This window comes from Sulfitobacter sp. PM12, assembly GCF_045586035.1.
Taxonomy (GTDB): Bacteria; Pseudomonadota; Alphaproteobacteria; order Rhodobacterales; family Rhodobacteraceae; genus Sulfitobacter; species Sulfitobacter pontiacus.
The window spans coordinates 2,481,256-2,505,804 of the sequence record NZ_CP151529.1 but is presented as its reverse complement, the minus strand read 5'-3'; the positions used below and the strand labels follow the sequence as shown (position 1 = coordinate 2,505,804).

Sequence of the window (24,549 nt, the reverse complement as noted above, 5' to 3'; positions counted from 1 at the left end):
TTGCTTTGGCGGGGGTCTTTTATAGGTCGTAGCTTAAGCCGTCGCTTTGGACAGCGCTTGATCTAGATCGGCGATCAGGTCGGCGGCATCCTCTGTCCCGATGGAAACGCGCACAACATTCGCGCCGGCGCCCGCGGCTTCTTGCTGCTCGGGGCTAAGCTGACGGTGCGTGGTGGAGGCAGAGTGGATGATCAGCGACCGGGTGTCGCCAAGATTTGCGACATGGCTGAAAATCTCCAACGCATTTACCAATTTGACGCAGGCGTCGTATCCGCCCTTCACCGCAAAGGTGAACAACCCGCCGGCCCCTTTGGGGCAAACGCTTTTCGCACGCTCGAAATAGGGCGAGGATTCGAGCCCCGCATAGGTGACATAGTCGACACGGTCATCATTCTCGAGCCAAGTCGCGATTTTCTGGGCGTTTTCTACGTGGCGTTCCATGCGCAGCGAAAGTGTCTCTGTCCCCATCAGGGTGTAATGCGCGGCCTGCGGGTTCATTGTCATGCCAAGATCCCGCAAACCGATCGCGATGCCGTGGAAGGTAAAGGCCAAGCCGCCAAAGGTCTCGTGAAAGTTGAGACCGTGGTAAGCAGGTTCCGGCTGGCTCAGCGACGGGAATTTATCATTCGCGGACCAATCGAACTTGCCTGAATCCACAATACAGCCGCCTGTTACCGTGCCGTTGCCGGTCAGGTATTTCGTCGTCGAATGTACCACCAGAGTCGCGCCAAGTTCGATTGGGCGGCACAGGTAGGGTGTCGCGGTTGTGTTGTCGATGATCAGCGGAACGCCTGCCGCATCCGCCACGTCGGCAATGGCACGTACGTCCATGATGTAGCCGCCAGGATTGGCAATGGCTTCGCCAAAGATCGCACGGGTATCGTCGTCAACCGCTGCTTTCACGGCATCAACGTCGTCAAAGTCGACAAACTTGCAAGACCAACCGAAACGTTTGATCGTTTGGCTGAACTGCGTCACCGTGCCCCCATATAGACGGGTAGAGGCGATAATGTTTTTGCCCGGCCCCATCAGCGGGAACAATGCCATAATCTGTGCCGCGTGCCCGGAAGAGCAACACACGGCACCAACGCCCCCCTCAAGCGTGGCGATGCGTTCCTGCAAGACAGCAACGGTCGGGTTCGTCAGGCGGGAATAGATGAACCCCACCTCTTGCAGGTTGAACAACGCCGCCGCGTGGTCCGCATCGCGAAACACATAGGCCGTGGTTTGGTAGATCGGCGTCTGCCGCGCACCGGTCGCCGGATCAGGTTTGGCCCCTGCGTGTATCTGCAGGGTATCAAAACCATAGTTGGGGCTATCTGTCATCGTTGTTCTCCCTAAAATTGTCTTCAATATGGTTAGGTGAACCGATGTGAACGCACAAGCTGTAGGTCGCTTCTGTCACGCTTAGGATGTTGTTTGCCGACTCGGATAAAATGCGGTCGACGCTACCGCATCCAGTAGCCGTTTGATTTCAAACGGTTCCGAATGGCCTGCTCTTTGCGCGGCAGGTTGTCCTGATCAAAGAGAGCCCGCGCCTTGCGACCGCGGCCTTGATAGACCATCCGCTTGATCGGCTCCGAACCCTTTAAAACTTTCTTCAGTTTATTTGGTGCTGCAATCGTTTCTAAAGTCTCAACGACGTGGTCCGGTTCGCGTGCGTAAAGCAAGGGCAGCAGGCGATAGTGGCAGCTAACAGACCCGTCGATCAGCCCGTCAGGCAAGGTATCGCGCGACCCACCAAGCGCATGAATAACCAGCGGCAACGCGACTTGGTCAAGCCAAGGGTCAAAAGACTGCGCGCACAGCTCTTCCGGCGCGTCATCGCGGATCGCCAGGGCATAGTGCAAAAACTTTTCACCAAATTCGTGAGGGCAGCGATAGAAAAAGAAGCCTGCGTTGAAATACAGATACCGTTGCCAATAGTCGTCGGGCTGAGACAGGTCGAGGCTGCTGTCAAAATCTAGGTCAAACTTGTCATAAAGGGATTTCCACAGACCGGCGTATTGTGGTCCGTACAGCTGGGGAACAGGCCATGTGTTTGTGCGCCGCATGGATGCCATCGGGCGGTCAAAGTCGAAGGGGACCGACATCAGGTCGCCAGTGATCAACGTGTCCGTATCGAAGAAAACGAAGGGCTCAGCTTTTGGAAGCGCATTGAGCATTTCGATTTTATTTCCATATGGATAGCTCTCGCCGAAGTACTTTGTGTCAAACGGGATCACCTCTGCGCCAAGATTGTGGAGCGCGCTGATAACATCGGGGTTCTTGATTCGTGGATCTCCCGACCAAAGCGGGCCGGGCTGCGGCTCCATCACATAGAGGTTGCCCGAAAAATGGGGGCTGTGGTGGCGCAGCGATGCAGCAAACAACAGAGCCTCATAAGCCAGCCGCCCGTGTTGCCCGACGATCGCGATGTTGAAAGCCTGATCCGGCCGGGAAGCATGGGACACGGGTCACCCCTATCATTTCGTATGCGTTCTAAATGCATAAGATGTGTCACAAATTCACATCGGAACACAATGTATCAAACGGCTGTGCCGCTATACTTGAGGATAGTCGAAGAGGGGAAAGTGGTGGGCGACCCTGGAATCGAACCAGGCGTGCGTCTCCGCGAGGGAGTTACAGTCCCCTGCCACACCTTGCGGCCTGTCGCCCACTTTCACCCTGTGCATTGCACCGGATGTGAAGGCGTGATTACAAGCGGGCAGTATAGGCGTCAAGGCGAAAACCGGCGCGAAATGCAGGGAATTTTACCTTGCGATGAAAGATAGAAGGTTCGGCGATGAAAAAACCTAAGTGGGTTGTGCAAAAAGAGCAGGAAAAGAAGGCAGATGCGAACCAAACAGTTTGGTTGTTTGGCCTTCATGCGGTGCGCGACGCGCTGGAAAATCCCGCGCGTGAAAAGATTAAGCTGATGGTCACGCCGAATGCTCAGATCAAGCTGGAAGAGGCGATTGCCAAGGCCGGCATTGAACCAGAGGTCGTTGATCCGCGAAAATTTCGCCCGCCGCTGGACCCCGGGTCCGTGCATCAAGGAGCCGTACTAGAGGTCAAACCGCTGAGTTGGGGGGCGCTCAAGGATGTCTGCATCGGGGCTGAAGCACCGCGCGTGTTGCTGCTGGATCGGGTGACAGACCCCCATAACGTTGGTGCAATTCTGCGGTCCGCAGAGGTATTAGGCGCATCGGCGGTTGTGGGCATGCGTCATCACGCTGCGCCCGAGACCGGGGCGCTTGCGAAAACAGCGAGTGGCGCGCTGGAGAGGCAGCCGTATTTGCGTGTCCGGAACCTAGCCGACGCGATCAAGGAGCTTCAATCGATGGGGTATCTTGTTCTTGGTCTGGACGGCGAAGCCGATATGACTGTCGAATCTGCGCTGGAGGGGAAGCGCGACCGTCCGGTGGCGCTTGTGCTGGGGGCCGAAGGGCCAGGTCTGCGTGAAAAAACCAAAGAAACCGTCGATGCGCTGGTCCGAATCGACGCAGGGGGCGGGTTCGGTTCGCTAAACGTGTCAAATGCAGCGGCGATCGCGCTATATGCGTCGCGGGATCACAGCTGAGCATAATTGCATGAGTTACCCGACAAAAATCGCGACATGCTGTTTTTGCGGCAGCAAGGCAGCGCTGACATTGGGGGCAGGGCGGCACGAGCTGGCTTGCGCACAATGCGGCGCACCATTGCATGATCTGAAACAAATTCCGCTCCCTCGCAATTCTGAAAAGCCCAATACCAGCGGCAGGCCTGCGGCGGGGCTGCGGAAATTTCCACATGCCCAAGCGGCAGCTGCTATTCGCAAGCCTAAGCATCGAAAAGTGAAGAAAAAGAAAACCTGGATCACAAAGGTCGCGAGTGAGGTCGCGGATGTGATCGACGATATATTTGACTAGTTTACGCTGTCAGGAGCGAGATTCGGCGGAAAATGGCTGGCGCATTCATCGTTTCTTCACGGATTTGTCACATGCACTTTGAATGGAGCAAATCGTTCCTACCTATCGTGTATGACGGCGAGTTTGGAACTCTCGCCGATCACCTAACTGTCCCTCGTTCCATACCTTTGCGCCCTCACGTTTATCGTCGAGGGCGCTTTTTTTTGAACCGTTAGAGGTTTAGTAAGAAGCATGACCTACACCGATACCCAATTGAAAAATATTCTGACGCAGACGAAGCGTATCGCGGTCGTGGGGGCTTCGTTGAACCCGGTTCGGCCAAGCTATTATGTCGCGCGATATTTGAAGACCAAGGGCTACGATATTGTTCCGGTAAATCCGGTGCATGCGGGGAAGACACTATTGGGGGTAACGGTGGTTTCGCAGCTGTCAGACATCGAAGGTGGCGTTGACATGGTCGATATTTTTAGACGGTCAGAGACTGTGCCAGAAATCGTTGACGAGGCATTAGAGGTGTTTCCTGATCTGGCGACGATCTGGATGCAAATCGGGGTGCAGCATCCTGAAGCTGCCGCAAAAGCGGAAGCAAAGGGCGTGACCGTTATTCAAAACAGATGCCCGAAGATTGAATATCAGCGCCTTTTCGGCGAATTGCGCATGGGAGGCTTTGCAACGGGAATAATCTCCAGCAAGCTTTGACCCCAGTTTGCTACGCGTCAAGAAATATACTGTGGTAAACGTGCCCCGTGTTAGCGGGCGGCTTTTTCAGCGAGGCCACTTTGCGCCTGTCGGCGGCTCAGTTCATCCAGTACATCTGACAGCGCGACGTCGCGGGATGCGAGCATGACAAGCAGGTGGTACAGCACATCTGCGGCTTCCGACGTCAGGCCAGCTTTATCGTCCTTCACGGCCTCGATGATCGCTTCGACCGCTTCTTCACCGAATTTTTCGGCGCATTTCTCGGGACCTTTTGCCAAAAGCTGCGCCGTCCAACTGCTTGATGGATCAGCAGTTTTTCTTGATTGGATTGTTTCAAATAGATCGTCGAGCGTCATGAGAGCCTCATTGGGATACCGGCATCAGCCATGTGTTGTTTCGCCTGAGCGACCGTAAATTCGCCGAAGTGAAAGATCGAGGCTGCGAGCACCGCTGAAGCGCCGCCCTGAACGACGCCATCGACAAGATGATCCAGCGTTCCGACACCGCCAGAGGCGATGACAGGCACAGAAACCGCGTCGGAAATCGCGCGCGTTAGCGGAATGTTAAACCCTTGCTTGGTACCGTCACGATCCATGGAGGTAAGCAGAATCTCTCCCGCGCCTTTCTCTGTCACCGTCTTTGCGAATTCGACGGCATCTATGCCCGTGGGTTTGCGGCCACCGTGGGTAAAAATCTCCCATTTCCCGGGGGCGACGGTTTTCGCATCGATGGCACAGACGATGCACTGGCTGCCGAATTGGTCTGCTGCCTGCGCAATAATGTCCGGATTAGCCACCGCGGCAGAGTTAAAGCTGACCTTGTCGGCGCCAGCCAAAAGCAGGGCGCGAACATCTGCAACGGTGCGTACACCGCCACCTACAGTAAGCGGGATATAGCAGTGTTCGGCTGTGCGTGTGACCAGGTCGAACATGGTACCACGGTTTTCGTGTGTGGCGTGGATATCAAGGAAACAAAGCTCGTCCGCCCCTGCAGCGTCATATGCGATCGCTGCGTCAACCGGGTCACCGGCATCGCGCAAGCCAACAAAATTAACGCCTTTGACAACGCGACCATCGGCGACATCGAGGCAGGGAATAATACGGGTCTTAAGCATGTCTTCTTTCTCGCGACGGGGCAGCGGAACAAACCTTTGGAGGGCTGTCTGCCCTCCAAACCACCCGAGGATTTGAAACCATTTGGAAACTCAGGCGAGGGCCTTCAAAGCTTCGCTCAGGTCGATCGCGCCATCATAAAGCGCCCGGCCGGAAATGGCACCGGATATCACGCCAGTTTTTTTCAGCGCCTCAAGGTCGGCAAGGGAGCTGACGCCCCCGGAGGCGATGACAGGAATATTGACGGCACGCGCCAAAGCGGCGGTGGCGTCAATGTTTGGACCGCCCATGGCCCCATCTCGCATGATATCGGTGTAGATCAACGCCGCGACACCTGCATCTTCGAAAGATTTAGCGAGATCTGTAACCATTACATCGGTTTCCTCAGCCCATCCCTTGGTTGCCACGCGACCATTTCTGGCGTCAATGCCGACCGCGACCTTGCCTGGAAAAGCTCGCGCTGCTTCACGCACCAAAGCGGGATTTTCGACCGCGACAGTGCCCAGAATGACGCGTGCGAGACCCTTGTCCAGCCAAGCTTCGATCGTCGCCATATCGCGAATGCCGCCTCCCAACTGGGCGGGGACGTTGCAAGACTTCAAAATCGCTTCCACCGGGGCGGCATTGACCGGCGTCCCTGCGAAGGCACCGTTCAAGTCCACCAAGTGAAGCCAAGTGCAGCCCGCATCCACAAACTCACGGGCCTGCGCCGCGGGGTCATCGTTGAAAACAGTGGATTTTTCCATGTCGCCGTGCACAAGACGAACGGCTTGGCCGTCTTTAAGGTCAATAGCGGGGTAGAGGATCATAGTGTTGCCCTTGGCATTGGGGGAGTTGGTTTCAATTGCCACGGCGGGCGGGTTTTTGCAACGCGGCAGAGGTGTCCCCTACGTCAAGCTTGCCTGAATCGTCGTATTCGCTTCAATCTGAGAGCATATCGGGAGGATATATCATGAAAAGAACGATTATTGCGGCCATCGTTGGCATTGGTTTTGCAGGAACAGCCATGGCTGCCGACCCGGCGGTTGGCGTTTGGAAAACGCAACCGGATGACGGGGCTTATGCGCATGTCAAAATGACCCCCTGTGGTGGGGCGATCTGCGGTACGATTCAGCGGACGTTCAACGCGTCGGGCGAATATAAGTCCGAAAATATCGGAAAGCAGTTGGTCATCGACATGAAACCTGACGGGAGCGGCAAATATGCAGGTAAGGTTTGGCGACCTTCAAACAACAAAATCTACATCGGCAAGATGACCGTTGCCGGTAACAGCCTGAAACTGTCGGGCTGTGTCGCGGGCGGGTTGCTGTGTTCAAAGCAGGACTGGCAGCGGGTCCAGTAAGCTTCATTTCCATCCCAAATGAGTGGGATTTGCGCGAATCGGGACGCGGGTGTAGAATATGCCCGCGCCTTGGTTTTTTGGTGCGTTGCTAAAAAGCTGTAAGGCATGTGTCGCTTGGGGGAGTGATACGATGTTTTTAACAAAATATATTTTCTATGCTGCTATTTTTGCAGCTTCTTCGACCACTGTATTTGCTGATGTAGTTGAAGGTGTCTGGAAATCTGCGCCGGATGTTAACGGATTGGTTGTTCACGTACGGGCGAAGCCCTGCGGGCCTGCGTTATGCGGCACCGTCGAGCGTGCCAAGGATCGGCGTGGATATGACAAACGCTCTACAGCGGTTGGCAAACGGGTCTTCTGGGATATGAAGCCGCAACCAGACGGGAGCTATGTCGGCACGTTGCTGGAGCCTTCTGCCTCAAAAAAACATAAGGCGAAGATGTTGGTCGACGGCAATGCGATGCGGTTACAGACCTGCACAGGAAATGCTTGCGACGAAATGATCTGGACCCGCCTTCGGTAGAAGGCGGTGCCCGGTTCAGGGGCGCCAGTTCAGAAAGTTCGCAATCATACGAAGGCCGGTTGTCTGGCTTTTTTCCGGGTGGAATTGCATGCCGATCATGGTGTCACGGCCGATAACAGCAGTGACGTCACCAGCATAATCGACATGCGCCAACCGCTCGGACTCGTCCTGTACATCCATATGGAAACTATGGACAAAATACGTGTGATCCCCGGTTTCGATTCCGTCGAAAACGGGGTGAGGGTGGTCTATGACAAGGTCGTTCCATCCCATATGCGGTACTTTTAGGGATGGGTCGCGTGGCGTGATCTTGGTCACTTCGCCACTGATCCAGCCTAGGCCTGCTGTGTCTTCATACTCGCGCCCCATGGATGCCATCAACTGCATGCCCACACAGATCCCGAGGAAGGGGCGGCCCTTGTCGACGGCGGATTCAACCATTGCGGCATAGATGCCGCTTTGGCCTTTCAGCGCGGCCATGCAGGAGGGGAATGCGCCGTCGCCGGGCAGAACAAGGCGGTCGGCGCGCGCCACGACATCGGCGTCAGCAGTGACCACCACATCGCCAGCATTACACTCACGCGCCATCCGTTCGAACGCCTTATGCGCCGAATGAAGGTTGCCCGATTCGTAATCGATAATCGCGGTTAACATCGTTACAGCGCACCCTTGGTCGAGGGGATATCAGAAGATTTCCGAGGGTCGGTTTCTACCGCTTCGCGCAGGGCGCGGGCGACAGACTTAAAGACGGCCTCGGCGATGTGGTGGCTGTTCAGGCCATGCAGCATATCAATGTGCAAGGTGATCCCGCCATGCGTGCTGAGCGCCTGGAAAAACTCACGTACCAATTCGCTGTCGAAATTCCCGATTTTTGCAGTCGGCAGGTTCACATTCCAGATCAAGAAAGGCCGCGCCGAAAGATCAAGCGCGGTACGCACCAAGGCATCGTCCATTGGGAGCAGGCACGCGCCGTATCGGCGAATGCCGCGTTTGTCGCCCAATGCGGTGCTTAGCGCTTGGCCCAGCGTGATGCCTACGTCCTCGACGGTGTGGTGATCATCAATGTGAAGGTCGCCGTTTGCGCTGATTTTCATATCGATCAGCGAATGACGCGCCAATTGATCCAGCATGTGATCGAAGAACCCGATGCCCGTGTGGTTGGCGTAGGACCCTGTCCCGTCGAGGTTGATTTCGACGCTGATCTCGGTCTCTGCGGTCGAACGATTGATGGTGGTCTGGCGCATATGAATATCTCCGTCTTTCGGGCTCTTATAGCAGGGCAGGCCGTCGCGCCAAGACAAAGCGTTTCGATGCCGATCGGTCCCAATCAGCGATTGCGGCTGTTGCCCCCTTATGTCAGCTTGGACGTGTTGTAACCAGCCTAAGGCCTGTCCATGTCTACCTGCGTTTTTATCCAGATCCGGTGCCGGCCCGGCAGTACGTATCGCGTTGCCGAAGAGGTCGCGCTGCGGGAAATACACTCCGAGCTGTATTCAACCTCTGGTGATTACGATCTTTTGATGAAGCTTTATATTCCTTCGGGAAAAGATATTGGCGTTTACATCAACGATAACCTTCTGGACATCGAAGGGATTGAACGTTCGCTTACAACGATGACGTTCAAAGCGTTTTGAGGCTCCTGCTTTCTGCGCTTCTTTGCGGATCTGTTCTTTGGGGGCCAGCGCATGCGCTTACCTATGAAGGGGAAGAGGCCGCGGCGCTGCGCTGCGCCAATATGATCGCCTATACGGCGGTGACCTTGGCGCGTGCGGACATGATCGGTGAGGATGAGAAGACCATCATGCTGGGCGTAACGGTCCTGATCCTAGAACGCCATGTGAGCGGCACGCGGGCGCAAAAGAAATCGGCCATGGGCAAAATGCGCGACCGCCGCTCGATCGATCAGACGCTAGAGGATTACCGTAAACATGCGGCGCAGTGTCTGGTGCAATTCCCGATCAACTAGGATCAGGCGGCGGCGCATTTGCTCGCATAGCGCATTTCAGCCCGCGATAGCGCCCGTTCGAAGGTCTTTTTCACCCGTTGCGTCCGGTTCGCATTCGGCGCAATGGGCGTGCCGACTGACAGGCTGATGCTCTCTTGCTTCAGATCATCGCTTAGCAAGTTCAGCGCATCCAGCTTGGCCTGTAGGCCAGCCTCCATCCGGTCCCATTCGGGCAGGTTCGGGTCGCGCGTGATACACAGGAAGGCACCGTTGCCTTCGTAGGACATCAGCAGATGGGGGCAGGTGATAAGGTCGGTCAGGGTTTCTGCCACGCTGGTGAGGATATGAAGGAACCCCTGTTGTGACGTTTCTTCGAAAATACGTTCCGCGTCATCAATCGACACGCCGAAAACCTGATAGTTGTCCAGTTCGCTCCGATCGAGCTGCGTAATGTAGTTCCCAAGGGAGAATGACAGGATCAGCCTGCCGACATTCGCCAAAAAGACCTTGTCGGCCAGTGTGATATCTTCAGCTACCTGTGTGCCTTCTTTGGACAGGTCGTTCGCGTCGATGCGTTTGATGGTCTTGGACGACACCAACAGGCGTTCGGCCACGCGAATGCGGTTGTAGATGTCCTTCAGGTTAAATGGCTTGGCGATGTAGTCATTCGCACCGGCGGCAAACGCTTTCTCGATAGAGATCGAATCTGTCTTCGCCGTCAGCATCAAAATCGGTTTATCCTCATACCCGGGGACAGTGCGAATTCTTCGGCAAAGCTCGATCCCGTCCATTTCCGGCATATCGACGTCCAGCAGCATGCAATCGAATGGCACCTTCTGAGCTTTGATCATGTCGAGAGCAGCCGGACCCGAAGGGGCCGTGTGCAGATCGTTCAGGTCTGCCTGTTCAAACATCGCGGGAAGGAGTTCTAGAATGAATGGATCATCGTCGACTGCTAGAATTTTCAATGTGGTCTCCTTCCAAGATTTGCTTCGGGGCTCCGAGGCAACCTATGTCGAACTCCCTAAACGATAGTGAACAAAACCGGCAACAATATGACTTTTTAAAAAATTCACCCTGTGCGGGAACTATGGGCATTTGTGGCACGAAGGTGAATAGATAAACGTTAACGTCGGAAAACTTCATGGCGAACATGCCGTAAAATCGGCATAATTTTCGTCTATTTGTCGCGAATACGCCTAGCTCAACGGATCTATGTAATGAAAACCACTGTTCTAACGATTTCCCTCGCCGCTGCCGTTCTTGTTTCAGGATGTGCTGCGCCCACTGCCGATCGCGCTGCGCAATTCGGCCCTTCGTCCGGCACGCTAAGCTTCAAGGAAAACCGTGAGAATGACGCCGGTATGGTGGAGCAAACCGCCGCGCTTGACGCGTTGATGCGCGATATTGTCCGCAACTCCACAATCAAGCATGCCGCGGTTGGTGCCGCGGTGGGCTGCGGTATCTCGGTGCTTGCCGCATCCGATGCCTCGGGCTGTCTGCGAGCCGCTGCGGCCGGTGGCGTTGTTGGTGCGGTGAGTGGGAATCTCGCTGGCAAACGAGAAGTCGCCCAACGGATGGAGCTGGTTTCCGCGAATGACCTCGTGCGCAGTATCCGCAAGTCCAATGACCAGCTGGATGATATCACGACACATCTTCCCCAGATGCTCGCACAGCAGCAAGAAGATGTGGCGACGTTGAATCAGCTCAAGGCCTCAGGGGCGATTTCGGAGGATGCCTATGACGCGCAGCTTGCCGATATACGCACCAGCCGCGCAGAGGTCGCCGAGGCGTTGGTTCTGTCGGCCGACCAGGCGAAGCTGGCGCAGAACAACTTGGCCGAAGCGGCCGATCAGGGTCAAACCGGTTTGGAGTGGCACATTCGCGCCATCGAGCAGATGGAGCGTGAAACACTATCAGCACGTTCGACGATATCTCTTCTTTAAGCGGAAAATAATTGCGTCACCGGCGTTTGCTGTATGGCGGTCGTGTTCATAGTGCCATCATTCGAACAGGTATAAGCCGACGCAGGCGGGTGCTTTCAGCGCCCGCTTTTTTCTTTTGATCACAACGGTATTTGACTGACGTTAGGCGTCGGCAGAAACTCGTTCGTTGCCATATTGAAACGTGCTCTGTATTTGACTCTGCGGCACGCGCCTGGGGCGTTTAATCCAACTCATCAGCGATGATCCGCAAGGACAGGCTGAGCGCGTAGAGCCTCGCGAGTATCCACTTGCCCCAGCTTCGTTGGTACAGGCCTGAGACGCCTCAGGTGCTCTCGTAGCAACGGGGGAGGGGTATCGGGCCTGTTGTGCTGCTGCCCTCAGAGAGAGGCCTAGGGAGCCCTTGTAGGCCGTAGAGTGAGGGCATTCAGCGGTGAAAGCTTTGTCACGTGCCGCTTGGGCGTATCATTGTGGCGACAGTATATTTTGCGCCGCAGCCGTGCCTGCTTCATCCCTGATCAGAGTGCTAGACTGGGCATAAACGCACGGATCGTTGTCCGAACTGGTAAGTGTGCTGGTCCTTTGCAGGCCTGTGAACAGCTGCATTGTTACAGGAGCCCGGAACAGCAAAAGGCCACCCGAAGGTGGCCTTGCTGTCCTGCTGGGTAAGCAGAGAACCAGTTGGAGCGGGCGAGGCGATTCGAACGCCCGACCCTAACCTTGGCAAGGTTATGCTCTACCCCTGAGCTACGCCCGCATCCTCTGGTAGGGCGTGGAATACCCATAGCGGCGGTGAGCCGCAAGAGGAAAAATAACATTTTTCGAAATTAATTTCAGACAATTTTGGGAAGCCCTTATTTTACGGGGGGACGCGGTAAGATTTTGGCTAACCGCCGATAAACATTCGTCTTTATGAAACTGTACCGAGAGCCCGGGTAGAACGAAAAAAGGCCCCAACCGCCGTTGGAGCCTCTCATTTCAATGGTGTGCTAGCTTAGTGGCTAGGCTGTTTGTCCCATTCTTCCTGCTTGGGAAGAATTTCGAACGTATGCTCTGGTGGGGGGCTTGCCAGCGTCCATTCCAGAGTGTCCGCATATTCGTTCCAAGGGTTCGCAGCTGGGCTGCGGGCCCCACGTGTCAACGTGTAGAACATAACACCGAAGAAGAAGATAAAGGACGCAAAGCTGAGGAACGCGCCGATCGACGACCACAGGTTCCAATATGCAAACGCATCGGGGTAATCGATATAGCGGCGTGGCATGCCCTGCCGGCCCAGGAAGTGCTGTGGGAAGAACGTCAGGTTCGCGCCAATGAACATCGCCCAGAAGTGCAGCTTGCCAGCCCATTCAGGATACATGCGGCCCGTGAACTTCGGCAGGTAGAAATAGATACCGGCGAAGATCGCGAAGACGGCACCAAGGCTCATCACATAGTGGAAGTGCGCAACCACATAGTATGTGTCGTGGTAGTAGCGGTCCACAGCTGCCTGCGAGAGAACGATACCTGTCACACCGCCAACGGTGAAAAGAAACAGGAAGCCGAAGGCCCACAGCATAGGTGTTTTGAATTCAACCGAACCACCCCACATGGTCGCAATCCAGCTGAATACCTTAACGCCCGTCGGCACCGCGATAACCATGGTGGCCAACATGAAGTAAGCTTGTTGGTTCAGAGACATACCAACGGTGTACATGTGGTGCGCCCAAACGACGAAGCCCAATGCGCCAATCGCGATGATCGCCCAAACCATCGGAAGATATCCGAAGATAGGTTTGCGGCTGAAGGTTGCGATGACGTGGCTGATGATGCCGAAGCCTGGAAGAATAATGATATACACTTCGGGGTGACCAAAAAACCACAGAATGTGCTGATACAGAACCGGATCACCACCGCCTGCTGGGTCAAAGAATGCGAATCCGAAGTTGCGATCCATCAAAAGCATGGTGATGGCACCGGCCAAAACGGGCAGGGACAGAAGGATCAACCAGCTTGTAACAAAGATGGACCAGCTGAACAGCGGCACTTTGAACAACGTCATGCCAGGGGCGCGCATGTTGAGGAATGTTGTGATCATGTTGATCGCACCCAAGATCGACGACGCACCGGATACGTGCACAGCGAAAATCGCGAAATCCATCGACATGCCGCCTTCACGAACAGAGAGCGGAGGATAGAGAACCCAGCCCACACCTGACCCAAGCTGGCCGCTGCCGCCGGGTGTCAGCACGGAGCAGACTGCAAGCGTTGTGCCGCCAACATATAGCCAGAAAGAGAGGTTGTTCATCCGCGGGAACGCCATGTCAGGCGCGCCAATTTGCAATGGCATCAGATAGTTGCCGAAACCACCGAACAAAGCGGGGATAACCACGAAGAACATCATCAAGATGCCGTGCGCGGTGATCAGAACATTCCAAAGGTGGCCGTTTGGCGTACAGGTCGCTGCGCTATCAGCGATAAACCGCGCGCCTTCCATACACATATATTGCACGCCTGGGTGCATAAGCTCCAAGCGCATATATATGGTGAAACATACAGAGATAAAGCCAACGAGGGCCGAAACAATCAGGTACAATAGCCCGATGTCTTTGTGGTTTGTGGACATGAACCAGCGCGTGAAAAATCCGCGCTCGTCGTGATGGTCTTGCCCGTGAATGGCTGCGTCTGCCATGCGGTGCCTCCTGAGATTGGGTTGTCAACTCACGCCCCGACAGGGGGCGCGCATTGAATTAAGGTTCGTTCTAGTGCGGCTTGCCAATATGGGCAATGGCCGCCTTTGACGCAGGGCACGAAAAAAGACAGATCATTTATCAAACTGTGTCGGAGGCGCACAGCCTTGTCGTGACGGGGGGAGGAGGTGTCAGAAGTGCTCATCATGCTGGATGACATACGCCTCTAGCGATGAAGAAACCGTAAAGCCGCGGCGGAAATAGCACAAGCGCAGTGAAACGTTTGAGCGGCGAGGAACATTATCCGTCTTTGGGCGCGTATTCAGACAGCGGAGGGAAAACCGTGTCGAACTGCGCTTTCAGGGCGATATCAACGTCTTCCATCATAACTGGCAGGCCAAGGTCAACTAAAGACGTAACGCCATGTTCTTGGATCCCACAGGGGACGATCCCGGAAAAATGCTCAAGATTTGGATCAACATTTATGCTGATTCCGTGAAAGCTGACCCATTTTCTAAGTCGGATACCGATCGCCGCGATTTTATCTTCGCGAATGCCACCCTGCGCCGTGAGCGGTTTCTCGGGACGTTCCACCCAGACGCCGACGCGCCCCTCCTTGATCTCGCCTTTGATGGTAAAGCTTGCAAGGGTCGCGATCACCCAATGTTCAAGGTCTTGAACAAAACGTCTGACGTCCCGGCCGCGTTTACCGACGTCCAGCATCACATAAACAACCCGCTGCCCCGGCCCATGGTATGTGTACTGTCCGCCGCGGCGCGTTTCATATACCGGAAACCGCTTGGGGTCAGTCAAATCTTCTGATTTTGCTGAGGTGCCCGCAGAATATAGCGGAGCATGCTCTACAAGCCAGACGCATTCATCGGCATTTCCCGCGGCGATAAGGGCCGCGCGTTCCTCCATCCATGCTTCGGCTTCCCGGTAATCGACAAGGCCCTTGGAGGTGATCCATTCAACCATTCTGTGCGCACCATTGAGCCGAGGTAAACGAAACAGTCATTCCGCGGCGCTTACCTCTTGAATTACTTTCTGGATAATTTGCACATAATTATCGACACCCTGCGCACCAGTCACAAGGTATTTGCCCGCGAAGATCATTGAAGGCACGCCGGAAATCCCCTGCGATGTCCAAACCGACTGGCGTTCGCGAACACGTTCTACATGGCTGCCGCTGTCGAGAACGTCCTGTGCAGAACTACGATCCAATCCGACATCTGCAGCGACATCAACAAGAACACTTTGGTCTGAAACATCCAATCCCTTCGTAAAATGTGCTTCAAACAAAGCAAGCTTAAGAGGGTGCTGCAGGTTCTGATCTTGAGCCCAATCCAGCAGCTGGTGCGCGGCAAAGCTGTTGACGATGCGGCTATCGGCGTTGAAATTGAAGTCGATTCCAAGTTCGGTGCCAAGCTGCACAAGATGCGCACGGTTTTGCGCCGATTGCTCAGGTGATGCACCATATTTTTCGGTAATATGTTCGGTCAGGTTCTGTCCTTCGGGGCCCATTTGGGGGTTGAGCTCGAAAGGGTGCCAGCGGATGAACGCGCCGATATTCAAGGCGGCTAACGCCTGCTCTAGCTGGCGGTACCCGACAATACACCAAGGGCACATCACGTCAGAAACGATGTCGATCTGCAGGGCAGGGGGATCTATGGGCGCTTGGGTCATATTGTTCCTCGATTCATATCCTCCTTTAAGTTTACGTCTTCGCACTGTTTTTCAAGCCACCCCGCCCGATTGAATGATAAATCACACGAATCTGAACAAGGACTTAATCTGGCGCAATTTTGCTCTTCACTTTGTGAAAGAGTTTGTCTAAACGACCCTCACCAACCATGGCGTGCGGTCGTGGCGGAATGGTAGACGCGCAGCGTTGAGGTCGCTGTGGGGTAACACCCGTGAGAGTTCGAGTCTCTCCGACCGCACCACTGGTTGTATCCTTCAAATCATCTTCGAAAGACATGGGGTCCCGGGGCGCGAGCGCCCCGAAGTATCTTTATGCATCAAGCGCTTGGCTCAAGTCGCGTTTTAGATCTTCGATATCTTCAATCCCCACCGATAAACGCAGCAACCCTTCGGGAATCCCGGTGTGGGGTTCGATCGTGTGGCGGTGTTCGACAAGGCTTTCGACCCCGCCCAAAGACGTTGCGCGATGGAAAACTTCCAGCTTGCCAACAACCTCCAGCGCCGCTGCGCCGCCACCCTTTACAATGCACGACAAAAGCGACCCAAATCCTCCTGACATTTGCCGCGTCGCCAATTCGTGGCCCGTATGTGACGCAAGACCCGGATAGAGAACCTCTTCGATTTTCGGGTGATTTTGCAAAAATTCTGCCAATTCCATGGCGTTGCACGACATTTGCTTGGCGCGCAGGGGCAGGGTGCGCATCCCGCGGACCAGCAACCATGCTTCAAACGGGCCGATAACCGCGCCTGCATCATGCCGGTCCGCTTTGATATCTTCCCACACGCGGCCCGTGACGTCATTGGTCGCCAGAACGCCCGCCAATACGTCCGAATGTCCATTAATGCCCTTTGTGGCAGAATGCATTACAACGTCGGCACCGTGTTTAAGCGGCTGTTGCAGAATCGGCGTCGCGGCCGTGCTATCCACCACGAGCAACCCACCTGCGCTATGCACCGCATCAGCCGCAGCTTGGATATCGACCACGCGAAGCCACGGGTTTGACGGCGTTTCGATGAGCGCCAAGGTTGGTTTAAAGCTCTCGCAGGCGGCGGCAAACGCCGCCTTGTCAGAGGCTTCGACCTCTCGCAGCTCAATGTCACGCCGGGTGCAGAAATCCCGGATCCACTTGGTGGTGCCCCAGTAAATCTGGCTTTGCACCAGCACGCGCCCGCCATTTGGGACGGTACGGAAGACGGCGGCAAGCGCTGCCATGCCTGACGGGAACAGCAGCGATTCTTTCGCCCCCTCCAGTTGAGAGAGCACTTTTTCTGCAACGCGTACAATATCGCTCTGATCGCGCAGGTAGATGTTGTCTGCACGCAGCGGTTGGTATGCTTCATCCCGCAGATAGGTCGTGGCCATAGGCAGCGCCGGGACCACCCCGCCGGTTTGCGCATCAACCGCTCCCGCTGCTTGGGCAGCAATCGTAGCGGGGCTTAAGCGAGACGTATCAGACATTTCTTAGCGATTCCCTAATGGCGTAATATATTCAATTTGCGGCACCTTTGCCTGTCCGAAGGTAAACTGCCAGACCTGAATGGGACAAACCCGCCCCTTCTTCATTTTGCTCTGAAAACTCCCGCCGGAGGCGCCTATCGGCGAGGCAGCAAGCGTCCCTGCCTTGGTGGCGCAAGGGTTCAGACTTGTTCTTTACCCCCCCGCGGTCTATCCCGCGCGTACATCAAAACACCCCAAAACAAAGGTATCACCACATGATTCCCCGTTATTCCCGCCCCGAGATGGTTGCGATCTGGTCCCCCGAAACCAAGTTCCGCATCTGGTACGAGATCGAGGCGCATGCCTGTGACGCCATGGCTGACCTTGGGGTGATCCCGCGCGAAAATGCGGAGGCGGTTTGGAAAGCCAAAGATGTCGAGTTCGACGTCGCGCGGATTGACGAGATTGAAGCCGTTACAAAGCATGACGTTATTGCGTTCTTGACGCATCTGGCAGAGCATGTGGGCAGCGACGAGGCGCGTTTTGTGCACCAGGGGATGACCTCTTCTGACGTATTGGACACCTGCTTTAACGTGCAATTAACCCGCGCAGCTGATATTCTGATCGAAGATATGGGCTTGCTGCTGGCCGCGCTGAAACGCCGTGCCATGGAACATAAAAATACTGTGCGCGTCGGGCGCAGCCACGGGATCCACGCTGAACCCACAACGATGGGCCTTACCTTTGCGCGCTTTTATGCAGAGATGGACCGCAACCTGACGCGGCTGAAAACAGCACGCTCCGAGATTGCTACCGGTGCGATTTCCGGCGCTGTGGGGACATTTGCGAATATCGATCCGCGGGTCGAGGAACATGTCTGCGAAAAGCTGGGCCTGTCGCCCGAACCCGTGAGCACGCAGATCATCCCCCGTGACCGTCACGCGGCATTCTTCGCAGCACTTGGTGTGATCGCCAGCTCTATCGAGAACGTTGCGACCGAAGTGCGGCACATGCAACGGACCGAAGTCTTGGAAGGGGCGGAGTTTTTCTCGGCGGGTCAGAAGGGGTCTTCGGCGATGCCGCACAAGAAAAACCCTGTGCTGACCGAGAACCTAACCGGGCTGGCCCGTACAATTCGCATGGCTGTGATTCCAGCGATGGAAAACGTCACCATGTGGCATGAACGCGATATCTCCCACTCCAGCGTGGAGCGTGCGATCGGCCCCGACACCACCATCACCCTTGACTTCGCGCTGCACCGTTTGACCGGCGTCATCGACAATATGCTGATTTATCCTGACAATATGCTGGCAAATATGAACAAGTTTAGCGGTCTTGTGATGTCGCAACGTGTCTTGCTCGCGCTCACGCAGGCCGGCGTGAGCCGCGAAGATAGCTACAAGCTGGTTCAGCGCAACGCCATGAAGGTCTGGGAAGACGGCAAGGATTTCAAGACCGAGCTGCTGGCTGACGAAGAGGTTCTGGCCGCACTAAGTGCAGAAGAGATCGAAGAAAAATTCGATCTGGGTTACCACACCAAACATGTGGATACGATCTTTAAGCGCGTCTTCAAGGACTGATACACGCGCAGGCATTCAGGGCTGCATCGCTTGACGGCGGTGCAGCCTTTTTGATTCAAAAGCTGCGTATTAATGCCCTATCTCGCGCCATATCGAGACGGTAGGTTTGAACCTAGTGCTTTACCTATGGCGCGGATCGTCTAACATCAGCCGTGTATTTAGTTCAGGAGTGTTTGAGTATGCGTGTTGTGTTTGCGTCCATCCTGTCATTGGCTATTCCTTTCGCGGCCTTTGCCGCTGGCTCCAATGATACGTCCCCACCCAAGCCCGTTGTGAAGTGCGAAGACGGGCAGGTGTATGACAAGAAGTCAAAGACCTGTATCGATGCAAAGGATAGCCGGTTAACACCGGATGACCTTTATCAAACTGTTCGTGAACTGGCCTATGCAGGGGAATATTCGGATGCGCAGATCGTACTTGCCGCTATGCCTGAGCAGGACGATCGTCGATTGACCTACATGGGGTTCACGTCGCGCAAAATGGGCGACCAAGCTGGCGGAATGGCGTTCTATGCGCGTGCGCTGGCAGTCAACCCTGCGAATGTTCTCGCGCGGTCCTATCGCGGGCAAGCTTTGGTAGAGCAGGGCGATATCCCCGAAGCTTTGGCCGAACTTCGTGCCATTCGCGCGCATGGCGGGGCAGGGACATGGGCCGAAACCTCCTTGCGGACAGCGATCGCAACCGGTCAGACGTTTAGCTATTAACCAGCCGCTGTTGCATCCGGTGGCGCATTGCCGCCTGGGTGAAACACGCTTGTTGCGCGGGGCCCTGCGCGGTATGAACGGCAGGCCCCGCCCCTTAGGGGCGCTTTTCCTTGCAGGCAGATGCGCATGGCCAGTCCCAAATATCCCAAGAAAGTTCGATTTAGCCGACGTGCAGGGCACTACCTGACCAATGCCTTTATCGTCGGCCTTATTCGACTGGCCTTGGTGCTGCCGTATAAAGCGCGCATAGCCTTCGTCGGCTGGGTTGTTCAACATGTGATCGGGCCGGTCGCGGGATATCGGGCGCGGGCGCTTGAAAATCTTGCGATGATTTGGCCGCAGATGCCGCAAGAACGGCGCGCAGAAATTGCTTCAAAGTGCCTTAACAACGTGGGGCGCAGCTTTATCGAAAACTATTCAGCGCGCGACTTCCCCAAGCGTATGGCAAAGAATACGCCGACCGGCGCAGGCGTCGCGGCGCTGGAAAAAGCGGCAGAACAAGGCAAACCGGTCATTCTGGTGACGGGCCACTATGGCAACTACGAAGCGATGCGTGCCTGTCTTGTGGCGCGAGGGTATGACATCGGCGGGCTCTACCGCAACATGAAAAACCCTTATTTCAACGCGCATTACGTCCAAACGATGGAGGCTTTCGGCGGCCCTGTCTTCCCGCAAGGCCGACGCGGCACGGCGGGTTTCGTACGGCATCTAAAAGAGGGCGGGCAGCTTGTACTGCTGTTTGATCAACACGTCTTTGGCGCGCCGGCGCTCGATTTCTTGGGGCAACCTGCCAATACAGCGCTTTCTGCCGCCGAGCTGGCACTGCGCTATGATGCGCTGTTGATCCCGTTCTACGGCATTCGACAAGCTGATGGGGTGTCATTCGAAACGGTGCTGGAGGCACCTGTGCCACACAGCGATGCTGTCACGATGACGCAGGCGTTGAATGACAGTCTTACCGCACGGGTCAAAGCGGATCCCGAGCAATGGTTCTGGGTCCATCGTCGCTGGCGCATCCACGACAATTAATGCCTAAATATCTAGGTGTTTTGAACGACTATTTGATCCGCGCCGCTGCCACGATCGGCCCCGCGTTGCTGCGCTGCACCAGCACAACCACCGGCATATCGCCGGTGATGGCGGCAGAGAGTGATAGCGGCGCTTGCCCGTCCCACTGGTCAACCGTCTGCCAGCCTTCGACGATGTTATAATTCTCGTACGTGTGGCCCGCGTTTTCGCCGCGTTTGACCTGCGTGACCGCCATCGGGTGATAGCGCAACATGTGCACGTCAAACGGTCCGGCGGCACCCGATACCGTATGCGCGTTGATGCGCAGGGTTTCCCCGTCGCGTGCGATAGATAGGTCGACCTGCGGGGCGTCTTCTTTGTGCTTGTTGATCGCCTCCATCAGCTTCATGGGTTTGGCACCGACCACATCGGACTGGCCGTTGACGATCATCTCGGGCGTGTAAATCGACGTCCGCCCACCAGTCAGCGCATAGGCGCGCTGGCGTTCGGCGTGCTCAGGCGCACCAAAGGGGTCTTGCCAGCCGATATAGTCCCAATAATCCACATGCAGCGCCAGCGCGATCACGTCGTCCCTTTTGGACAGCTCGGCAAACATCTCGTCAGCAGGAGGGCAGGAAGAGCACCCTTGCGAGGTATAGAGTTCGACGACAACGGGGCGATCCTGAGCAAAAGCGGGCGCTATGGACAGCAGGCCAGCGGCAATCAGGGACGTAAACAGGCGGGGCATCGCAGGGTACTTTCGGTTTGGATGCTCAATTCGTAGACTGCACCCGTTGTAATTACCACTCAACCTTTGTTGAGGCGCTGTAACGTCACGGGATTGCGTATGAAATGCCTCAATCCAGTACACAACGGTATACAAAAGCGCCAGAAGCGCGTGTTTGCAGTTGAAACGACCCGCGCAATAAGGCATTTAGGCCCCAAGTCACCGACCTTTTTTAACCCATAAAGGGAGCCATCCATGACCATCTTCGTTGGCCAGGACACCGCCAAAACCCGCAAAACTCTATCTTCGGGCAGCCAATCCATCGCTTATTATTCGATTCCTGCAGCACAGGAAGCCGGTCTGGGTGATTTCTCTAACTTGCCAGCCGCGCTTAAGGTGGTGCTCGAGAACATGCTGCGTTTCGAAGATGGCAAAACTGTCACCGTCGATGACATCAAGGCCTTCGCCGAATGGGGTGCCAAGGGCGGCCAGAACCCGCGCGAGATCGCTTACCGTCCCGCACGCGTGTTGATGCAGGATTTCACCGGTGTTCCCGCAGTTGTCGACCTTGCGGCGATGCGCGACGGGCTGGTTGCCTTGGGTGGCGATGCCGACAAGATTAACCCGCTGAACCCTGTTGATCTTGTCATCGACCACTCGGTCATGATCGACGAGTTCGGCAATCCGCGCGCGTTCCAGATGAACGTTGACCGCGAATACGAGCGCAACATCGAACGCTATACCTTCCTGAAATGGGGTCAGAAGGCGTTTAACAACTTCCGCGTTGTGCCCCCCGGCACCGGCATCTGCCACCAGGTGAACCTTGAATATCTGGCGCAGACCGTCTGGACCGACAAGGATCAGGACGGCGTCGAAGTCGCATATCCTGACACGCTCGTCGGGACCGACAGCCACACCACAATGGTAAACGGCATGGCCGTTCTGGGCTGGGGCGTTGGCGGGATCGAGGCCGAAGCCGCGATGCTGGGTCAGCCGATTTCGATGTTGATCCCCGAGGTGATCGGCTTTGAACTGACCGGTGCCATGATGGAAGGCACTACCGGGACCGATCTGGTACTGAAAGTGGTCGAAATGCTGCGCGAGAAGGGCGTGGTTGGTAAATTCGTTGAATTCTACGGTGCCGGCCTTGATAGCCTGCCTCTGGCGGACCGCGCGACAATTGCTAACATGGCCCCCGAATACGGTGCGACCTGCGGCTTCTTCCCGATCGACGCCGAAACCCTGCGTTACATGCGCACCACCGGCCGTGATGAAGACCGCATCGCGCTGGTCGAAGCCTATGCCAAGGAAAACGGCATGTGGCGCGGCGATGACTATGCGCCGGTTTACACCGACACTCTGTCGCTCGACATGGGCACCATCGTGCCTGCGATCTCGGGTCCGAAGCGTCCGCAAGACTACATTGCACTGACCTCGGCACACACTGCATTTGCAGAATACGTGAAGGGCGTGCGCGAAGGTAAAGACACCACAGCCAACGCCGAAGTCCGCTGGGAAGGTGAGGGCGGCCAGCCCGAGCCTCAAGACATCCCCGGTGACGAGGGCAACCACAAGCGTGGCTACGTCCAAACCGAAGATGGCAACTACCAGCTGCATGACGGGTCCATCGTCATTGCGTCGATCACATCGTGCACCAACACGTCCAACCCCTATGTGATGATCGGTGCCGGTCTGGTTGCACGCAAGGCGCGTGCCTTGGGTCTGACACGCAAGCCTTGGGTCAAGACGTCGCTCGCGCCCGGTAGCCAGGTTGTGTCCGCCTATCTTGAGGCCGCAAACCTGCAAGAGGATCTGGACGCCATCGGCTTCAACCTCGTCGGGTATGGCTGCACCACCTGTATCGGTAACTCTGGCCCGCTCGAAGCACCGATCAGCAAGGCGATCAACGACTACGACCTGATCGGGACATCGATCCTCTCGGGTAACCGGAACTTTGAAGGGCGGATTTCGCCTGACGTGCGCGCCAACTATCTGGCGTCGCCTCCCTTGGTCGTGGCATACGCGCTGGTCGGTGACATGAACGTCGATCTGGCCAACAGCCCGCTGGGTCAGGACAAGGACGGCAATGACGTCTATCTGAAAGACATCTGGCCAACATCCAAGGAAGTCGCTGATCTGGTCGAGCAGACCGTGACCCGCGAAGCCTTCCAGGAAAAATATGCCGACGTCTTCAAGGGCGATGAAAAGTGGCAGTCCGTCGAAACCACCGACGCCAAGACCTATGACTGGCCACCAACCTCGACCTATGTGCAGAACCCGCCCTACTTCCAGGGCATGTCGCCAGAGCCGGGTGTGATCACCAACATCGAGAACGCCAAAGTGCTTGCCGTTCTGGGTGACATGATCACGACCGACCACATCTCGCCTGCCGGTTCCTTCAAGGAAACCACGCCAGCGGGTCAGTATCTGGTGGAACGTCAGGTGCCTGTGCGTGAATTCAACTCGTACGGTAGCCGTCGTGGTAACCACGAGGTCATGATGCGCGGCACTTTCGCCAACATCCGTATCAAGAACGAAATGCTGGACGGTGTTGAGGGCGGCTATACCAAAGGCCCCGATGGCGAACAGACCTCGATCTTTGACGCGGCTATGGCGCATCAGGAAAACGGCACGCCGCTGGTCATCTTCGGTGGTGAACAATACGGCGCGGGTTCGTCCCGTGACTGGGCGGCCAAAGGCACGGCGTTGCTGGGCGTCAAGGCGGTCATCGCCGAGAACTTTGAACGTATCCACCGCTCCAACCTGGTTGGCATGGGTGTTATCCCGTTCGAGTTCACCAACGGCGACACCCGCAAGAGCTTGGGCCTGACCGGTGACGAAACCGTTTCGATCAGCGGTCTGGACACCATCAAGCCGCTGCAAGAAGTGCCTTGCACGATCACAATGGCAGATGGCTCGGTCAAAGAGATCATGATCAAATGCCGGATCGATACCGCGATCGAGATTGAATACATCGAACACGGTGGCGTTCTGCACTACGTGCTGCGCAACCTCGCGAAATCGGCCTAACCACCGGCCACTGGCCGTTTCGCACGGCCTTGAAAAGAATGCCCGTCAGGTTCCCCCTGGCGGGCGTTTTGCATATGCGCCGCCATTTTCACGGCAAACTTCCGCCTGCTTGCGTAAAATGACATAACCGGATGTGTTTTGCGGTTCACAATCGCGATTTTGGCCAACAGACTGTTTGCCGATGGCAGGCGCTTTCCGCTATGCACAAGGGAATAATAAACAAGTTTGCTGACGTTGC

25 protein-coding genes and 3 tRNA genes are annotated in these 24,549 nt (G+C 55.9%); 13 read left to right on the top strand and 15 right to left on the bottom strand.

The genetic code is table 11. The features are described from left to right. Window positions 1-33 precede the first annotated feature (33 nt). The 3 genes from AADW22_RS12215 to AADW22_RS12205 form a co-directional block, all read right to left on the bottom strand. Window positions 34-1,326 carry an O-acetylhomoserine aminocarboxypropyltransferase/cysteine synthase family protein gene (locus AADW22_RS12215; protein WP_260003297.1) on the bottom strand — a complete coding sequence of 431 codons (1,293 nt, stop codon included), beginning with the start codon at window positions 1,324-1,326 and terminating at the stop codon, window positions 34-36. A gap of 122 nt (window positions 1,327-1,448) precedes the next feature. Continuing rightward, entirely contained in the window at window positions 1,449-2,453 is a 1,005-nt protein-coding gene (locus tag AADW22_RS12210; RefSeq protein WP_407473811.1) for a hypothetical protein, read from the bottom strand. Window positions 2,454-2,574: 121 nt separating this feature from the next. Then, a tRNA-Tyr gene (locus AADW22_RS12205) sits at window positions 2,575-2,658 on the bottom strand. 127 nt (window positions 2,659-2,785) lie between these two features. Here AADW22_RS12205 and rlmB point away from each other — a divergent pair. The 3 genes from rlmB (at window position 2,786) to AADW22_RS12190 (ending at window position 4,589) form a co-directional block, all read left to right on the top strand. Further along, entirely contained in the window at window positions 2,786-3,562 is a 777-nt protein-coding gene (gene rlmB / locus AADW22_RS12200; protein ID WP_037944591.1) for a 23S rRNA (guanosine(2251)-2'-O)-methyltransferase RlmB, read from the top strand. A gap of 10 nt (window positions 3,563-3,572) precedes the next feature. After that, entirely contained in the window at window positions 3,573-3,890 is a 318-nt protein-coding gene (locus tag AADW22_RS12195) for a hypothetical protein (RefSeq protein ID WP_407473810.1), read from the top strand. Window positions 3,891-4,121: 231 nt separating this feature from the next. After that, window positions 4,122-4,589, top strand: a complete 468-nt coding sequence (locus AADW22_RS12190) for a CoA-binding protein (RefSeq protein ID WP_184581706.1) — start codon at window positions 4,122-4,124, stop codon at window positions 4,587-4,589. 50 nt (window positions 4,590-4,639) lie between these two features. On the opposite strand, the gene AADW22_RS12185 is transcribed toward AADW22_RS12190, so the two are convergent. From AADW22_RS12185 to hisA, 3 genes are all read right to left on the bottom strand, one after another. Next, complete coding sequence (locus tag AADW22_RS12185) at window positions 4,640-4,945, bottom strand: phosphoribosyl-ATP diphosphatase (protein WP_037944588.1); 306 nt, start codon at window positions 4,943-4,945, stop codon at window positions 4,640-4,642. Continuing rightward, window positions 4,942-5,703 carry an imidazole glycerol phosphate synthase subunit HisF gene (hisF, locus tag AADW22_RS12180; RefSeq protein ID WP_064215639.1) on the bottom strand — a complete coding sequence of 254 codons (762 nt, stop codon included), beginning with the start codon at window positions 5,701-5,703 and terminating at the stop codon, window positions 4,942-4,944. The genes AADW22_RS12185 and hisF overlap by 4 nt, the downstream gene beginning before the upstream one ends. Before the next feature lie 90 nt (window positions 5,704-5,793). Next, window positions 5,794-6,510, bottom strand: coding sequence for a 1-(5-phosphoribosyl)-5-[(5-phosphoribosylamino)methylideneamino]imidazole-4-carboxamide isomerase (gene hisA, locus AADW22_RS12175; protein ID WP_064215638.1), 717 nt, complete (start codon window positions 6,508-6,510; stop codon window positions 5,794-5,796). A gap of 143 nt (window positions 6,511-6,653) precedes the next feature. On the opposite strand from hisA, the gene AADW22_RS12170 reads away from it, so the two are divergent. Then, window positions 6,654-7,043, top strand: a complete 390-nt coding sequence (locus AADW22_RS12170; protein ID WP_005854302.1) for a DUF2147 domain-containing protein — start codon at window positions 6,654-6,656, stop codon at window positions 7,041-7,043. Window positions 7,044-7,173: 130 nt separating this feature from the next. Continuing rightward, window positions 7,174-7,566 carry a DUF2147 domain-containing protein gene (locus AADW22_RS12165; protein WP_005854300.1) on the top strand — a complete coding sequence of 131 codons (393 nt, stop codon included), beginning with the start codon at window positions 7,174-7,176 and terminating at the stop codon, window positions 7,564-7,566. Between the two features lie 15 nt (window positions 7,567-7,581). Here AADW22_RS12165 and hisH read toward each other — a convergent pair whose 3' ends face one another. Both hisH and hisB read right to left on the bottom strand, forming a co-directional pair. Continuing rightward, complete coding sequence (gene hisH / locus AADW22_RS12160) at window positions 7,582-8,220, bottom strand: imidazole glycerol phosphate synthase subunit HisH (protein WP_005854298.1); 639 nt, start codon at window positions 8,218-8,220, stop codon at window positions 7,582-7,584. Window positions 8,221-8,222: 2 nt separating this feature from the next. Continuing rightward, entirely contained in the window at window positions 8,223-8,810 is a 588-nt protein-coding gene (hisB, locus tag AADW22_RS12155) for an imidazoleglycerol-phosphate dehydratase HisB (protein WP_037944584.1), read from the bottom strand. Between the two features lie 150 nt (window positions 8,811-8,960). Between hisB and AADW22_RS12150 the strand changes: the two genes are divergently transcribed. Beyond that, a complete protein-coding gene (locus AADW22_RS12150; protein ID WP_005854294.1) occupies window positions 8,961-9,200 on the top strand; it encodes an Lrp/AsnC ligand binding domain-containing protein in 240 nt (79 codons plus the stop codon). Between the two features lie 101 nt (window positions 9,201-9,301). Then, the gene (locus tag AADW22_RS12145; protein WP_235183796.1) at window positions 9,302-9,532 is read left to right on the top strand and encodes a hypothetical protein; all 231 of its coding nucleotides are present in this window, start codon (window positions 9,302-9,304) and stop codon (window positions 9,530-9,532) included. A gap of 2 nt (window positions 9,533-9,534) precedes the next feature. On the opposite strand, the gene AADW22_RS12140 is transcribed toward AADW22_RS12145, so the two are convergent. Beyond that, window positions 9,535-10,479, bottom strand: a complete 945-nt coding sequence (locus tag AADW22_RS12140) for a PleD family two-component system response regulator (protein ID WP_407473809.1) — start codon at window positions 10,477-10,479, stop codon at window positions 9,535-9,537. Window positions 10,480-10,731: 252 nt separating this feature from the next. Here AADW22_RS12140 and AADW22_RS12135 point away from each other — a divergent pair, with 252 nt between their 5' ends. Further along, on the top strand, window positions 10,732-11,457 hold the full coding sequence (locus tag AADW22_RS12135; RefSeq protein ID WP_407473808.1) for a hypothetical protein: 726 nt from the start codon (window positions 10,732-10,734) through the stop codon (window positions 11,455-11,457). Window positions 11,458-12,136: 679 nt separating this feature from the next. Here AADW22_RS12135 and AADW22_RS12130 read toward each other — a convergent pair. The 4 genes from AADW22_RS12130 to AADW22_RS12115 form a co-directional block, all read right to left on the bottom strand. Further along, window positions 12,137-12,211 (bottom strand) — tRNA-Gly (locus AADW22_RS12130). Between the two features lie 237 nt (window positions 12,212-12,448). Further along, window positions 12,449-14,122 (bottom strand): cytochrome c oxidase subunit I, encoded by a 1,674-nt coding sequence (ctaD, locus tag AADW22_RS12125; RefSeq protein ID WP_005854284.1) that lies wholly within the window; start codon window positions 14,120-14,122, stop codon window positions 12,449-12,451. Between the two features lie 298 nt (window positions 14,123-14,420). Next, window positions 14,421-15,098, bottom strand: a complete 678-nt coding sequence (gene lipB, locus AADW22_RS12120; RefSeq protein WP_407473807.1) for a lipoyl(octanoyl) transferase LipB — start codon at window positions 15,096-15,098, stop codon at window positions 14,421-14,423. A 36-nt stretch (window positions 15,099-15,134) separates the two neighbouring features. Then, on the bottom strand, window positions 15,135-15,806 hold the full coding sequence (locus AADW22_RS12115) for a DsbA family protein (protein WP_278375451.1): 672 nt from the start codon (window positions 15,804-15,806) through the stop codon (window positions 15,135-15,137). A 174-nt stretch (window positions 15,807-15,980) separates the two neighbouring features. On the opposite strand from AADW22_RS12115, the gene AADW22_RS12110 reads away from it, so the two are divergent. Further along, a tRNA-Leu gene (locus AADW22_RS12110) sits at window positions 15,981-16,066 on the top strand. Window positions 16,067-16,134: 68 nt separating this feature from the next. On the opposite strand, the gene AADW22_RS12105 is transcribed toward AADW22_RS12110, so the two are convergent. Continuing rightward, window positions 16,135-17,283: a trans-sulfuration enzyme family protein gene (locus AADW22_RS12105; protein ID WP_407473806.1), complete on the bottom strand. Its 1,149-nt coding sequence runs from the start codon at window positions 17,281-17,283 to the stop codon at window positions 16,135-16,137. Window positions 17,284-17,537: 254 nt separating this feature from the next. Here AADW22_RS12105 and purB point away from each other — a divergent pair, with 254 nt between their 5' ends. The 3 genes from purB to AADW22_RS12090 all read left to right on the top strand — a co-directional run bounded on the left by purB (window position 17,538) and on the right by AADW22_RS12090 (window position 20,575). Next, the gene (gene purB, locus AADW22_RS12100; RefSeq protein ID WP_005854277.1) at window positions 17,538-18,842 is read left to right on the top strand and encodes an adenylosuccinate lyase; all 1,305 of its coding nucleotides are present in this window, start codon (window positions 17,538-17,540) and stop codon (window positions 18,840-18,842) included. A gap of 179 nt (window positions 18,843-19,021) precedes the next feature. Then, entirely contained in the window at window positions 19,022-19,546 is a 525-nt protein-coding gene (locus tag AADW22_RS12095; RefSeq protein WP_341205443.1) for a hypothetical protein, read from the top strand. A gap of 126 nt (window positions 19,547-19,672) precedes the next feature. Further along, window positions 19,673-20,575: a lysophospholipid acyltransferase family protein gene (locus AADW22_RS12090; protein ID WP_407473805.1), complete on the top strand. Its 903-nt coding sequence runs from the start codon at window positions 19,673-19,675 to the stop codon at window positions 20,573-20,575. Between the two features lie 28 nt (window positions 20,576-20,603). Here the strand turns inward: AADW22_RS12090 and AADW22_RS12085 are convergent, their stop codons facing one another. Beyond that, window positions 20,604-21,302, bottom strand: coding sequence for a DUF1223 domain-containing protein (locus AADW22_RS12085; protein WP_407473804.1), 699 nt, complete (start codon window positions 21,300-21,302; stop codon window positions 20,604-20,606). Window positions 21,303-21,536: 234 nt separating this feature from the next. On the opposite strand from AADW22_RS12085, the gene acnA reads away from it, so the two are divergent. Continuing rightward, entirely contained in the window at window positions 21,537-24,311 is a 2,775-nt protein-coding gene (acnA, locus tag AADW22_RS12080) for an aconitate hydratase AcnA (protein ID WP_005854263.1), read from the top strand. The last annotated feature ends 238 nt before the right edge of the window (window positions 24,312-24,549 follow it).

Excerpts from the sequence above, each read along its gene's own strand:
- hisF (WP_064215639.1), bottom strand. The coding sequence starts at position 5,703 with ATGCTTAAGACCCGTATTATTCCCTGCCTCGATGTCGCCGATGGTCGC.
- hisA (WP_064215638.1), bottom strand. The coding sequence starts at position 6,510 with ATGATCCTCTACCCCGCTATTGACCTTAAAGACGGCCAAGCCGTTCGT.
- AADW22_RS12115 (WP_278375451.1), bottom strand. The coding sequence starts at position 15,806 with ATGACCCAAGCGCCCATAGATCCCCCTGCCCTGCAGATCGACATCGTT.
- hisB (WP_037944584.1), bottom strand. The coding sequence starts at position 8,810 with ATGCGCCAGACCACCATCAATCGTTCGACCGCAGAGACCGAGATCAGC.
- AADW22_RS12215 (WP_260003297.1), bottom strand. The coding sequence starts at position 1,326 with ATGACAGATAGCCCCAACTATGGTTTTGATACCCTGCAGATACACGCA.
- acnA (WP_005854263.1), top strand. The coding sequence starts at position 21,537 with ATGACCATCTTCGTTGGCCAGGACACCGCCAAAACCCGCAAAACTCTA.
- AADW22_RS12090 (WP_407473805.1), top strand. The coding sequence starts at position 19,673 with ATGGCCAGTCCCAAATATCCCAAGAAAGTTCGATTTAGCCGACGTGCA.
- AADW22_RS12190 (WP_184581706.1), top strand. The coding sequence starts at position 4,122 with ATGACCTACACCGATACCCAATTGAAAAATATTCTGACGCAGACGAAG.
- AADW22_RS12135 (WP_407473808.1), top strand. The coding sequence starts at position 10,732 with ATGAAAACCACTGTTCTAACGATTTCCCTCGCCGCTGCCGTTCTTGTT.
- AADW22_RS12170 (WP_005854302.1), top strand. The coding sequence starts at position 6,654 with ATGAAAAGAACGATTATTGCGGCCATCGTTGGCATTGGTTTTGCAGGA.
- ctaD (WP_005854284.1), bottom strand. The coding sequence starts at position 14,122 with ATGGCAGACGCAGCCATTCACGGGCAAGACCATCACGACGAGCGCGGA.
- AADW22_RS12095 (WP_341205443.1), top strand. The coding sequence starts at position 19,022 with ATGCGTGTTGTGTTTGCGTCCATCCTGTCATTGGCTATTCCTTTCGCG.
- AADW22_RS12165 (WP_005854300.1), top strand. The coding sequence starts at position 7,174 with ATGTTTTTAACAAAATATATTTTCTATGCTGCTATTTTTGCAGCTTCT.
- rlmB (WP_037944591.1), top strand. The coding sequence starts at position 2,786 with ATGAAAAAACCTAAGTGGGTTGTGCAAAAAGAGCAGGAAAAGAAGGCA.
- AADW22_RS12150 (WP_005854294.1), top strand. The coding sequence starts at position 8,961 with ATGTCTACCTGCGTTTTTATCCAGATCCGGTGCCGGCCCGGCAGTACG.
- AADW22_RS12195 (WP_407473810.1), top strand. The coding sequence starts at position 3,573 with ATGAGTTACCCGACAAAAATCGCGACATGCTGTTTTTGCGGCAGCAAG.
- purB (WP_005854277.1), top strand. The coding sequence starts at position 17,538 with ATGATTCCCCGTTATTCCCGCCCCGAGATGGTTGCGATCTGGTCCCCC.
- AADW22_RS12105 (WP_407473806.1), bottom strand. The coding sequence starts at position 17,283 with ATGTCTGATACGTCTCGCTTAAGCCCCGCTACGATTGCTGCCCAAGCA.
- AADW22_RS12145 (WP_235183796.1), top strand. The coding sequence starts at position 9,302 with ATGATCGCCTATACGGCGGTGACCTTGGCGCGTGCGGACATGATCGGT.
- AADW22_RS12085 (WP_407473804.1), bottom strand. The coding sequence starts at position 21,302 with ATGCCCCGCCTGTTTACGTCCCTGATTGCCGCTGGCCTGCTGTCCATA.
- hisH (WP_005854298.1), bottom strand. The coding sequence starts at position 8,220 with ATGTTAACCGCGATTATCGATTACGAATCGGGCAACCTTCATTCGGCG.
- lipB (WP_407473807.1), bottom strand. The coding sequence starts at position 15,098 with ATGGTTGAATGGATCACCTCCAAGGGCCTTGTCGATTACCGGGAAGCC.
- AADW22_RS12185 (WP_037944588.1), bottom strand. The coding sequence starts at position 4,945 with ATGACGCTCGACGATCTATTTGAAACAATCCAATCAAGAAAAACTGCT.